General features: G+C 51.4%; 13 protein-coding genes. 2 read left to right on the top strand and 11 right to left on the bottom strand.

What is annotated here, in order from left to right:
* Positions 1 to 15 precede the first annotated feature (15 nt).
* From KHS78_RS12770 to KHS78_RS12740, 7 genes are all read right to left on the bottom strand, one after another.
* Positions 16 to 345, bottom strand: a complete 330-nt coding sequence (locus tag KHS78_RS12770; RefSeq protein ID WP_211828855.1) for an STAS domain-containing protein — start codon at positions 343 to 345, stop codon at positions 16 to 18.
* Positions 346 to 374: 29 nt separating this feature from the next.
* Entirely contained in the window at positions 375 to 1568 is a 1194-nt protein-coding gene (locus KHS78_RS12765; RefSeq protein ID WP_211828854.1) for a PP2C family protein-serine/threonine phosphatase, read from the bottom strand.
* A 159-nt stretch (positions 1569 to 1727) separates the two neighbouring features.
* Entirely contained in the window at positions 1728 to 2471 is a 744-nt protein-coding gene (locus tag KHS78_RS12760) for an S-methyl-5'-thioinosine phosphorylase (protein WP_211828853.1), read from the bottom strand.
* Positions 2468 to 3598: a mechanosensitive ion channel family protein gene (locus KHS78_RS12755; RefSeq protein WP_211828852.1), complete on the bottom strand. Its 1131-nt coding sequence runs from the start codon at positions 3596 to 3598 to the stop codon at positions 2468 to 2470. The genes KHS78_RS12760 and KHS78_RS12755 overlap by 4 nt, the downstream gene beginning before the upstream one ends.
* Positions 3589 to 4623, bottom strand: a complete 1035-nt coding sequence (gene nagZ / locus KHS78_RS12750; protein ID WP_211828851.1) for a beta-N-acetylhexosaminidase — start codon at positions 4621 to 4623, stop codon at positions 3589 to 3591. Before nagZ ends, KHS78_RS12755 begins: the two co-directional genes overlap by 10 nt.
* A 15-nt stretch (positions 4624 to 4638) precedes the next feature.
* A complete protein-coding gene (locus KHS78_RS12745; protein WP_211828850.1) occupies positions 4639 to 5118 on the bottom strand; it encodes a L,D-transpeptidase in 480 nt (159 codons plus the stop codon).
* A gap of 55 nt (positions 5119 to 5173) precedes the next feature.
* Positions 5174 to 5806 carry a TetR/AcrR family transcriptional regulator gene (locus tag KHS78_RS12740; protein ID WP_211828849.1) on the bottom strand — a complete coding sequence of 211 codons (633 nt, stop codon included), beginning with the start codon at positions 5804 to 5806 and terminating at the stop codon, positions 5174 to 5176.
* A gap of 249 nt (positions 5807 to 6055) precedes the next feature.
* Between KHS78_RS12740 and lexA the strand changes: the two genes are divergently transcribed.
* Complete coding sequence (gene lexA, locus KHS78_RS12735; RefSeq protein ID WP_211828848.1) at positions 6056 to 6661, top strand: transcriptional repressor LexA; 606 nt, start codon at positions 6056 to 6058, stop codon at positions 6659 to 6661.
* 61 nt (positions 6662 to 6722) lie between these two features.
* Positions 6723 to 7247 (top strand): SulA-like leucine-rich domain-containing protein, encoded by a 525-nt coding sequence (locus KHS78_RS12730; RefSeq protein WP_211828847.1) that lies wholly within the window; start codon positions 6723 to 6725, stop codon positions 7245 to 7247.
* Here the strand turns inward: KHS78_RS12730 and KHS78_RS12725 are convergent.
* The 4 genes from KHS78_RS12725 to fadA all read right to left on the bottom strand — a co-directional run bounded on the left by KHS78_RS12725 (position 7225) and on the right by fadA (position 12367).
* Complete coding sequence (locus KHS78_RS12725; RefSeq protein WP_211828846.1) at positions 7225 to 7458, bottom strand: hypothetical protein; 234 nt, start codon at positions 7456 to 7458, stop codon at positions 7225 to 7227. The two genes, KHS78_RS12730 and KHS78_RS12725, sit on opposite strands and share 23 nt — an antisense overlap.
* A gap of 78 nt (positions 7459 to 7536) precedes the next feature.
* Entirely contained in the window at positions 7537 to 8046 is a 510-nt protein-coding gene (locus KHS78_RS12720) for a DUF6586 family protein (protein WP_343216914.1), read from the bottom strand.
* Entirely contained in the window at positions 8043 to 10688 is a 2646-nt protein-coding gene (gene topA, locus KHS78_RS12715) for a type I DNA topoisomerase (RefSeq protein ID WP_211828844.1), read from the bottom strand. The genes KHS78_RS12720 and topA overlap by 4 nt, the downstream gene beginning before the upstream one ends.
* A 503-nt stretch (positions 10689 to 11191) precedes the next feature.
* On the bottom strand, positions 11192 to 12367 hold the full coding sequence (fadA, locus tag KHS78_RS12710; RefSeq protein WP_211828843.1) for an acetyl-CoA C-acyltransferase FadA: 1176 nt from the start codon (positions 12365 to 12367) through the stop codon (positions 11192 to 11194).
* Positions 12368 to 12372: the final 5 nt, after the last annotated feature.

Raw genomic sequence — 12372 nt, 5'->3', positions numbered from 1 at the left:
CTCTTGTTTTAATACTTACGCGTTCAACGCTTCATCAACAGTAGCATAAATTTTAAAAATACGATCCATGCATGTCAGATCAAAGAGGTCGCTGACCGCTTTCTGAGGCCCTGCCAGTTTTACACTGCCGTTAGATCCCACCTGCTTGAGCGCTGCTACAACCGCCCCGAGACCGCTACTATCCATAAAGCTGACGCCTGAGATATCGATAACAAAATCCATGTTGCCGGCATCTATTAAATCGACCATGAAATCCTTGAATCCTCCGGCAAGGCTCGCATCCAGGCGACTTTCCTCTACCGTGACAACGGTTGTATCGCCCTCCTGCCTGGTTTTATACCCCATACTCCAGCTCCTTTTTTAACCCGTCTCCGTCAGGGCTTCCATTCCACCACCAGATAGGTGACATCGTCCTCAAACTGATCGTTGCCCTGCCACCCTTCAATCTGAACCTGAACGGCCTCAATCATGTCCTTAATCGGCAATGTCTGTGATTCTTTCAGCAGGGTTTTCAACTTGTCTTTGCCGAACATTTCTCCCTGACGGTTCTCACATTCGATAATGCCATCAGAATAAAGAAATAACCGGTCACCGGGTGACAGCTGCATCTGCTGGGTGTCATAGGCCATGCCCGGTATCATTCCAACAGGTACTCCGCCTCCCTCGACGAAATGCGCATCACTGGTCGCAGGCCGCATCCACATGGACGGCGGATGCCCGGCATGACTGATGGTCAACTTCCCGGTTGGCGTATGGATGACACCGTAGACCATGGTAAAATACAGCATGCTTTCCACCGACGTCTGGAAACGGTCATTGAGGCGACTCACCACTTCATGAGGCTCCAGTATGCGGTAGTACGGCGCATCAACGGTTTCTTCCCTGAGCAGGGATGTCTTGCTGGTGGTATCCCCCATCAGGTTATTCAGGGTAAACGAGAACAGCGCCGATGGGATGCCATGCCCTGCCACATCCAGTTGATAAAACGCGACATGCTCATCGCTCAGGGCAAAGTAGCCGAACATATCACCGCCAATGATTTTGCTGGGCTTGAAAAACCAGTCAAAACTGACGGCATCAATGGTTGTCGGTTGCACCAGGAGTTCAGCCTGGGTATTGGCGGCGGATTCCAGGTCTTTCTTAATCGTCTCGAATGCTTTTGCCAGTTCTTCATTGCGCTCTTCAAGCTTACGCTCAAGCTCAATGATACGAAGTCCTGCCTTCATGCGCGCTTCCAGCTCACGAAAATTGACAGGCTTGTGCAGGAAATCATCGGCCCCGATACTCATGCCCTGCACGACCGCATCATGATCCTGGTTGCCGGTCAGCAATATAAAGTAAACATAATGCCCCATATCCTGATCACGGATCGTCTTGCACAGCTCGATCCCGTCCATTTCCGGCATCATCCAGTCACTGATCACAACACGAATCTGAGGATTCTTTTCAAGGCAGGCAAGCGCTTCACGGCCATCTTCTGCTTCGTGCGCAGTATGACCTAGCTTTCGTATGAAGGTGGACAACAGGAGGCGTTGATCCCTCGCATCTTCGGCAATCAGAATATCCATATACTTCGCCGACTCCGAATGTTGGCTATTACCCGTATCAAACCTGCCACCACCTCCTGTAGCAGCAGGCTCAAGAATGCATTAAAACACTGTCAGTATAGCATTCGAAAAACCGCCAAAATTACGTCATATAGCTACTTACATGGTCTGAAAAGACGCTCAACGGGGTGAAACCAGTGACGCTGCAATTAACTGCCTGACCCTCTGCATGCCGTCTGCCAGCACCTGCCGTATAGCATCCATGGTAATCTCACCAACAGCCTTACCGGCTGCACGGTTCACGACAAGACAGACAGAGGCATAAGGCAGACCCAGCTCCCGGGCCAGCGCAGCCTCAGGCATTCCAGTCATGCCGGTCAAATCACACCCATCGCACTCCATCCGCCGGATTTCAGCGGCCGTCTCCAGCCTTGGCCCGTTGACACAGCCATAAACCCCTTCCTGCATGACATCCAGCCCTGCATCATTCGCCCCCTGAATCAGTGACTGACGCAGCGCTTCATCATAGGGCAGGGTGAAATCGATATGGTTTGTCACCTCAAAGTCATCACTGAAAAAGGTGTGCTCACGATTCGAGGTGTAGTCAATGATCTGGTCAGGGATGCAGATGACCCCGCTGGCCATACTGTCAGTGATCCCTCCGACCGCATTGACAGCAATAATCCGATCAACACCGAGTGTCTTCAGTGCCTGGATATTGGCACGGTAGTTAATTTTATGCGGCGGCAGTGAGTGATCCGATGCATGACGGGCTAAAAAAACCACCTCGTGACCATGAAACTCCCCGACCAGTACCGGTGCCGATACTGCGCCCCAGCGGGTGTCGACGACCTCCTCCCGATGAATGGCTAAACCATCCAGCGCTGTCAGCCCGGTACCGCCGATAATCGCTGTTATGCTCATGATGCATCACCTTCTGCTGGCTCTGACGTAGTGTCCTGCACAGACTTAGGCAGAGGCTCAGGAATATCCAGCGTGGTGGTAGGAAAGGCAATATCTGCGCCATGCGAATGAATGATGGCCATGATTCTCAACAACACATTTTCCTTGATCTGTTCAAACATGACCCAGTCGGTCGTCTTGGTAAAACAGTAAATAAAGAAATCCAGCGAGGATGGGCCGAATCGGGTGAAATTGACCATCAGCGTTCTGTCTTTGGCGATTTCTGGATTATTGGCCAGATAGTCCCTGACATCATCCAGAATCTGGATAATACAGTGCGCATCTCGATAGCGAATCCCGATGACCTCATTGATTCTTCGGTTACGCATGCGCGATGGGTTTTCAACCGAGATACTGCTAAATGTCGCATTGGGCACATAAAGGGGACGCTGGTCGAATGTACGGATGCGCGTCTGACGCCAGCCGATGTATTCAACCACGCCTTCAATATTCTTATCTGGAGAGCGTACCCAATCCCCCACCTTGAATGGCCTATCCAGATAAATCATGAAACCACCAAAGAAGTTTGCGAGCATATCTTTCGCCGCAAACCCTACCGCCAGGCCACCCACCCCGCCAAAAGCCAGCAATCCGGAAATACTGAAGCCTCGGGTCTGCATAGCGACCAGAATGGCCGACATGATGACCACAGCTTTTAGCAGTTTGCTTAGCGCCTGCGCAGTCGTTTCATCAAGATGACGGGTGTTGGATGTACTCGATAAAATTTTACGTTCTACTTCGCGAATAAAGCGAATGCAGAACCAGCTCACAACGGCAATAACAATCAGATCCCTGATCGAATCAATGGCTTTGAATATCGCTGCCCCAGTCTCATTCTGGGCAATATCACCGGCAAAGGAGATACCCGCCACCCAGATAATGAGCAAAACCGGGGTTCTCAATGCAAGGATGAATGCATCGTCCCACAGGGTGGTCGTTCTGGCAAAACCAGCCTCCAGCCGTTTCAGCACAACCTGCATCAAGCCATGTATAGCAAGGGTTGCCAGTAAAATTAAACCAATGTGGAAAATCCAGCCATCACGATCCTGTATGAACCGGAACAGCACCTCATAATCAATCACCGCCATAATCCTTCATTGACCAGCGCCTCAAGTCGTTTTCGGCATGCCTGTCGGCGCTCAGAACGCATCAACGCATTTAAATCAACCGCTTGAGCAGCCCTCAAGCGAGACAAACGGGGACTGGCTTCTCTAGGTTCAAGCTCAAGCCAGTCTGACACCTCCTGGGCGCCATCCGGGTTATTACAGACCAGCACCATGTCACAACCTGCCTGCAGGGCTGCTTCGGCCCTTGCAGGAAAACCGCCGGATATACTGGCCGCAGCCATATTAAGGCAATCACTGAAGATGACACCCTCAAATCCTAGCTGATCCCGTAAGACGGTCTGAAGCCAGTAAGGTGAAAATCCTGCAGGTACATTATCAACGGCAGCAAAAGCCACATGGGCAGGCATCACAGCCTCAAGCCCCTGCTCAATCATTACCTTGAATACCCTGAGATCAGTCTCAATCTCTTCGAGCGTGCGTGTATCCCTGGGCAATGCCGTATGGGAATCTGCAGACACACCGCCATGCCCCGGAAAATGCTTGCCCGTGGCAGCCATTCCCACTTCACGCATTCCTTCAATAAACGCATTCGCCAGGGGGGTAACAGACTCAGGGAGCGCCCCAAACGATCGATCCCCTATGGCACGGGACAGGCCGCGATCAAGATCAAGAACCGGCGCCAGTGAAAGGTCAATATCAAAGGCACGGACTTCACTGGCCATTAACCAGCCACACTCCCTGGCGAGGTCAACCGCATCCAGCTGATCAGCTGACTGATACAGCTGACCAAGCACGCCCATTGGCGGCAATCGTGTGAACGGCTCCCCACGAAAACGCTGAACCCTTCCACCCTCCTGATCAACCGCTATCAGCATATCCGGCCTGACCGATCGAATGTCCGCAACCAGCTGCCTTAACTGATCAGCATCCTGATAATTCCGTGAAAAAAGAATCACGCCACCCACTGACGGTTTTGACAGCCGATCAATTTCAACACTGTCAGGATGAAGGCCTTTCAGGTCCAGCATCAGGACGCCCTGTGTCATGGGAACACTCCAGTATCAGTCTTCAAGAATGGTGACGCGCATACCCGGCGAAGTCTGCGGGAAAAGATCAAGAATATCGCGGTTATGCATGCGAATGCAGCCACGGGAACCAGGCTTACCCATTTCAGCGGTATCCGGCGAGCCGTGAATGTAGATATACCGGCGCATGGTATCAACACTGCCGTGCCGGTTAAACCCAGGTTCAAGACCACTGAGCCAGAGAATACGGGTCAAGATCCAATCCCTACGTTCGGCATGTTGGGCCCGTAATTCAGGACTGTAGACCTCTCCCGTGAACCGACGCCCTACCAGCACTGCGTTCTCGGGGAGACCTTCACCAATGCATGCCCGGATAATATGTTTTCCCAGCGGTGTTTGATAACTCCCATTCTGCTGGCCAATCCCATTGGCACCGGAAGAAATGGAATACACACACTTACCCTCTGGTGTGTGAAGGACAAGTTCCTGAGAGGCAATATGAATGGTGATATGCATAGGTAACCGATGAATACGAGTAATGGTCAACCATCATAGTATTACCGGTTACGACCTATGAATCTAGCTGGGCACGCATGGCTGCAGCGAGGAATGGTTCCATCCGGTGCAGGGTTTGCTCAATGGTAGCTTTTTCTCCATATTCATAGTCAGCAATCGACTTGAGGGCTTCAAACCCCGACATAGAGAAAATCACTGTTCCCATCATGAAATGAATACGCCAGAACAGTTCATTACGTGGCAGAGCTGGCGAGGCCGCAACAACCAGCTTCAGATAGCCGGAAAGCACATCGCCATAAATATCCTGCAAATAACGTCGCAGATGCCCTTGTGTTTCAGTGAACGCCAATGCCAGTAGTCGCATAAATACCGCCAGATCCTTCTCGCCGCGAGGTTTGGTTGCAAGAATCTGATTAACCAGTAAACGAAGCAACTCTTCCAGTGAAGGTTCTCTATCCTTGGGTATTTTGGCGACTTCTTCCGCCAAGCGGGCACAGAAGGGATCCAGAAAGCGGGTAAACACCGCCTGTATCAAGGCCTTCTTGGAGCCAAAGTGGTAATTGACAGCCGCAAGGTTCACACCAGCCTTACTGGTAATTGTCCGTAGCGATGTCTCCGCGAACCCCTTCTCTGCGAACAGGTATTCCGCAGCATCCAGTATTCGGTCTACAGTATCTGACTGTGCCATAACATCTTATTTTTTATGCCTGAAACAAACGATCGTTTGAAACGATCGTATGTCCAGAGCCTTTTGTCAAGGAATTCAGATGATTACAAGAAAATTACACGACTATTAAACAGATCATCACCACCCGGACTATTTTTTTCTGCGAAAACCCCTGATTACTACAACCTACCGACAACATTAGTTATTGCAGCCACAAAACAACTGTATATAATCACAGTTACTGTATATAACGACAGAACAGGTAGCGCCATGATCAAGCTCACTCCCCGTCAGGCAGAAATTCTGGCTCTCATAAAATCCCATATTGAGGTCACCGGCTTTCCCCCGACGCGGGCTGAAATTGCCAAAGAGCTGGGATTCCGTTCACCGAACGCGGCCGAAGAGCACTTACGCGCACTGGCCCGTAAAGGCGCCATTGAAATCATTTCCGGCGCTTCCCGGGGTATCCGCATCCCTGATGACAATAAACATGAAGCAGAAGGCTTACCCATTATTGGCCAGGTTGCTGCTGGCATGCCGATCCTTGCGCAGGAACACATTGAAGACCACTGCAAGGTCAATCCGGAGTTTTTCCACCCAAAGGCCGACTACCTCCTGCGGGTTAAGGGTATGAGCATGAAAGACATCGGCATCATGGATGGTGACCTGCTGGCAGTCCATCGCACATCCGATATTCATAATGGTCAGATCGTCGTAGCCCGTATCGACGATGAGGTCACTGTGAAACGGTTTGAGAAAAAAGGCGCTAAAGTCTTGCTGCACCCGGAAAACGAGGAATTCAACACCATAGAAGTCGATTTAAAAACCGACCATCTCACCATAGAAGGACTGAGTGTCGGAGTGATTCGTCACTAAGGCATACGGATGATCAGTAAAACAGTTAAGGCAAGATAAACCACGGCTTTTGGAGAGACTGATGATGTATTCGATGATTCAACCACAAACGCTTCATCCGCACGAAATCGGACTCCCTCAGCCATCTGGCATGAGCCAGGGCGCCTATCAGCAGGATCGTCCGTATGGTCACGTCAATGAAGTGATTGCCCCCGCCTTCAGTAGCCTCAGCATCTGTCTGATCACGCCTATCCTGTCACAACTGACTCGCAATCACGATGACCGCTGGCTTACCTTGATTGCATCATCGGCCTTTACCAGTGAGATCAGCCATTGGCTGAAAAACGCCGATCTGAATACCAACAAGCTGCTCTTGCTGACAGCTGACACACCTGAGCAGGCATTAAACCTCGCCTGCCGCGCCTTGAGTAGCGGCAATAGCCATACGGTTGTCGCCTGGATAAACGATCTCTCTGAACAAGGTCTTGAGAAACTGGAACGGGCCGCCATACTGGGGAAATCGGATGCTCTGGCGATTCGAGGTCGTAAAGCAACCAGCCAGCAACCAGCATTACCTGATTTTTTCAGTGCAGCCTGCGGCCGATGAACAGAGAGGCCTCTGCTTCATCAACGCCGGTTGCAGCCTGCATCCCGGCATTGAGCATCACCTTGGCAACATCAAGGTATCGATTATCCAGGTAATCCAGTGCATCTGTTGAAAATTTCAGGGTTAACAGCGTGTTGTGATCATGACGGGTTCTTAAAACAATCTCACCCTCGGAAATCTCAACAATTTCTAACACATAATCATCTGACATCTACACTGCTTTCCTGATTGAACGGCTAAGGAATGATCGGCTTGACGCTTAATCGACCAAGCATACTGCCGTAGACCATCACCATTCAACCATTTGAGACCGAACCCAGGCAATCATTGCTTTCAATGACTCATAAATCATTCGGTAGCTTTCAGGGACATCAGAAAATTTAACCGTATGGCTGCTGAGATCCTTAAGAGGGATGGATTCAACCGATGCAGCTTCAACCACACCTGTAGCTGAAGGCAACCAGCAGCCATCCCATTTCATCAACAATGCCGACAGCCAGCTTTCCTGGGTTTCTTCAAGTTGAAGCAGCGCGGATAATTCCGCCACTGTTTTACCGTACTTCTCAGCCACTATGGCTGCCTGATCGGCGGTATCGGCACTGGCATCAATATCCGCTGCATCCAGCATTTCCGCCAACAGGGATCGATAACCTCCAACGGCATGAAACAGAAAGCTTTCCCGGCACGCCTCACCTTCAACAGGTAAGGCATTACGGGTCAGCAGGGATTCCCAGTGATCAAGATTGAGACGGGCCATATACAATTTCTGATTGGTTCTGGCCCGCACGGACTGCCTCATGCCTGTTTTTTCTTCTTGGTCTGTTTTTCCTGCCAGCGACCATCCTCATAAACCGCCTGCCAGCCCGTTGATTTGCCATCCACCTCGGTCATGACATACTGCTGACCTGTCTTACGACTAAACCGGATAACACTGGGATTACCGTCAGGATCAGCAGCAGGTGCATCCAGAAGAAAATGGTACTTGCTGTCGATTTCCTTGCGGTGAGGAATCAACTCACTCACAAGCGGTGCACGGGTCTCTCTATTCTTCGGAAACTGACTAGCGGCCAGAAAGAGACCAGACGCGCCATCACGAAGAATATAGGTATCGTCAACCTTGATACAGCGAAGCTCCGGCATCGGCACAGGATCCATTTTGGGCGGCGCAGGCTGACCATTTTTCAGCAGCTTACGGGTATTACTGCACTCACTGTTGGTACAGCCAAAATACTTACCAAACCGGCCGCTTTTCAGCTGCATTTCAGAACCACACTTGTCACATTCCAGCGTGGGACCTTCATAGCCCTTGATCTTGAACTGCCCCTGCTCGATTTCATAGCCGTCACAGTCCGGGTTATTACCGCAGATATGCAACTTGCGCTGTTCATCAATCAGATAGCTATCCATCGCGGTGCCACATTTGCCACAACGATGCTTGGCCCGTAGCGCGTTAACTTCGGCGTTCTCATCGTCAGCATTGATGGCTTCTTCACCAGGCACCAGGTTGATGGTGGTCTTGCAACGCTCCTTGGGCGGCAGGGTATAACCCGAGCACCCCAGAAACACACCGGTACTCGCCGTACGTATCTGCATATGACGACCACAGGCCGGACACTCAATGGCTGTCAGAACCGGCTCATTAGCCCGCATGCCATCTTCGGTGCGCTCTGCCTGTTCCAGCTTCTGTTTGAATTCCGAATAAAAAATATCGAGCAGCTGTTTCCATTCCGTCCGAGATTCCGCCACTTCATCCAGACTCTCTTCCATCTTGGCAGTAAAGCTGTAATCCAGAAGATCGTGAAAATTTTCTACCAGACGATCTGTGACGATATCGCCAATTTTCTCCGCATAGAAGCGACGATTTTTCAGGGAAACGTAACCACGATCCTGAATCGTTGAAATAATGGAGGCATAGGTGGATGGTCGGCCAATACCCCGCTTTTCCAGCTCCCTGACCAGTGCCGCTTCGGAGAAGCGCGCAGGAGGACGGGTAAACAGCTGACGAGGATCCAGCTTATTAAGATTCAAGGCCTGCTGAGGCTGGATATCCGGCAAAATAACATCTTCGCCTTTTTTGGACATCGGCGGCAGAACACGGGTAAAACCATCAAACTTCAGTGTACGGCCCTTGGTTTTCAGCTCAAACTGACCCGCTTCTACGGTAATACTGGTACTCAGATACCGTGCAGGCACCATCTGACAGGCAACAAACTGCCGCCAGATCAAGTCATACAAGCGCTCCGCATCTTTCTCCAGCCCAGACAAGGTGCCCGGTGAAGCATTGACATCAGAAGGGCGTATCGCTTCGTGCGCTTCCTGGGCACCATCCTTACTGGAATAGATGTTGGGCTGATCTGGCAGGTAATCCTGGCCAAAGCGACCATTAATATAATCACGCGCAGTACTCACCGCTTCACTACTCAAATTCGTAGAATCGGTTCGCATATAGGTAATATGCCCCGCCTCATAGAGGCGCTGAGCCAGCGTCATGGTTTTCTTGACACTGAATCCCAGCCGCGTACTAGCCGCCTGCTGGAGGGTAGAGGTAATAAATGGCGCTGGCGCCTTGGTGGTCGTCGGCTTGTCGTCCCGTGAACGTACGGAGTAGCCCGCTGACTTCAGAAATGCGAGTGCGGCATCCGTTTGCGCTTTGCTGACCGGACGGAAATTTTCACCTTTTTCTTTGGTCACCTGGAATCGTGCACCCTCACCACTATCAGTGGCAAGATCCGCGTACACTTCCCAGAACTCTTCAGGTACAAATTTTCTGATTTCACGTTCGCGCTCAACAATCAGGCGAACGGCAACGGACTGAACGCGCCCGGCAGAAAGGCCACGGGCTATTTTGGCCCACAGCAATGGCGACACCATGTAGCCAACGACACGATCAAGAAACCGCCGTGCCTGTTGCGCATTGACACGATCAATATTCAGACGGCCCGGCGTCTGAAAGGCTTCGTTAATCGCACTCTTGGTGATTTCATTGAATGTGACACGACGATAGTCAGCCACGTCGGGACCAATGGTTTCCTGCAGGTGCCAGGCAATGGCCTCTCCCTCGCGATCCAAATCCGTTGCGAGATAAACGGTATCAGCAGCCTGGGCAAGGCGACGCAGCTCATCAACCACTTTTTCCTTGCCGGGCAGCACTTCGTAATGCGCATCCCAGCCGTTATCAGGATCAATCCCCATCCGACCGATCAGCTGCTCACGCGCCTTCTTCTTCTTGTGTTTCTCTTTCTGCTCAGGCGTCATTTTGCGGGTTTCAGCCGCCGCCTTCGCCCGCGCTTTCGGATCAACAGGCGTGCGAGAACCACTGCCACTGACCGGAAGATCCCTGATATGGCCGACACTGGATTTGACGATAAAGTCTTTTCCCAGGTACTTGTTAATGGTTTTCGCCTTGGCGGGCGACTCCACAATGACCAGTGATTTACCCATACTGTTTTTCACATCCTGTTGCGGGTTCCTGCCTCACGGTTTAGATCGGGACAGGGGAGCTAAGCAGATCGCGTCAATATATAAGGTTTAACATACGCCGGGTCAAGAAAGCGAGCCAGGTTACTGATTCAAATAGTATTTTCTCTGTTCTAGCTACAGAGTGACTCCTGAAGCTACCCCACAAAACCTTCTAAGGGATACCTTCTTCACCGCCCGAATGCAAACACTGTTAAAATCGAATCTAGTGAATCAAACCGAGATGCGCCAATAACAGCACGGATTGAAACACTGACATATCACTTATCCCCTGTCATTTGCTGTCATCGTCAGACAGCTCTGAATAGATAGCGATATAGAAAAAAGTGAGACAATGCAATGCATCATCCCTACTGACAGCGATCCTTTTTCGGCGGAAAACTCTACTCTATTTGTCAGGGTAAAAACAACAGACCCCGGCAAAAGGTTACCGGGGTCCGCTTCATTTCACACAGTCAATCAGCGCCTTACACGCGCTCAATCACCGTGGCAATCCCCTGTCCCAGACCGATACACATGGTCGCCAGACCCAACGTACCGCCCTTCCACTCCAACACATTCAATAACGTGCCAGTGATTCGCGCACCTGAACAACCCAGCGGGTGGCCCAGTGCAATCGCACCGCCATTGAGGTTCACACGATCATCGATTTTATCAAGCAACTTGAGGTCTTTGGCAACCGGCAAGGCCTGTGCTGCAAACGCTTCATTCAGCTCGAAGTAATCGATATCCTCAATGGACAAGCCGGCACGCTTGAGCGCCTTCTTGGTTGCCGGCACAGGACCATAACCCATGATCGCAGCTTCACAACCTGCCACCGCCATCGAACGAATTCTGGCGCGGATATTCAGTCCTGCCGCCTGCGCCCGCTCAGCAGACATCACCAGCAGCGCTGAAGCACCATCAGACAACGCTGAAGAGGAACCCGCAGTCACGGTCCCGCCTTTCGGGTCAAACACAGGCTTGAGGCTGCTCATGGCTTCCAGCGTTGCGTCCTGACGAATGACTTCATCAATGTCACACCGGACCTTGAAGCCATTGGCATCATGGCCTTCAATGGACACAATTTCATTTTTCCAGCGACCTTCCACCGTAGCTTCCCACGCTTTCTTGTGGGAGCGCAGTGCGAATTCATCCTGCTGCTGACGGTTAATGCCATGCATGCGTCCCAGCATTTCAGCCGTCAGGCCCATCATGTTCGATGCCTTGGCGTAGTGCTTGGAACCTTCAGGGTTCAGGTCAATACCATGGTCCATTTTTACATGGCCCATATGCTCAACACCGCCGACTACAAACACATCACCGTTACCGGTGGCGATACCCATGGCTGCCGTGTGCAGCGCCTGCATGGAAGAACCACACAGGCGGTTAACGGTCTGCGCGGCGACTTCACGGGGCAGATCCGCCAGCATGGCAATGTTACGGGCAATGTTCATGCCCTGCTCTTTGGTCTGGTTCACACAGCCCCAGATCACATCTTCCGTTTCGCGGGTGTTCCAGTTCGGATTACGGGCCTTGAGGGCTTCAATCAGCTCGGCAGACAGCTTTTCTGCCCGCACATTACGAAACTGGCCATTTCTGGACTTACCCATCGGCGTGCGGACCGCATCGACGATCACCGCATCTCTCGGATTCAGACTCATGTCGT

The organism is Kistimonas asteriae (assembly GCF_018263925.1).
In the GTDB taxonomy this organism is placed as follows: Bacteria; Pseudomonadota; Gammaproteobacteria; order Pseudomonadales; family Endozoicomonadaceae; genus Kistimonas; species Kistimonas asteriae.
This window is presented reverse-complemented; position numbering and strand designations above follow the sequence as displayed.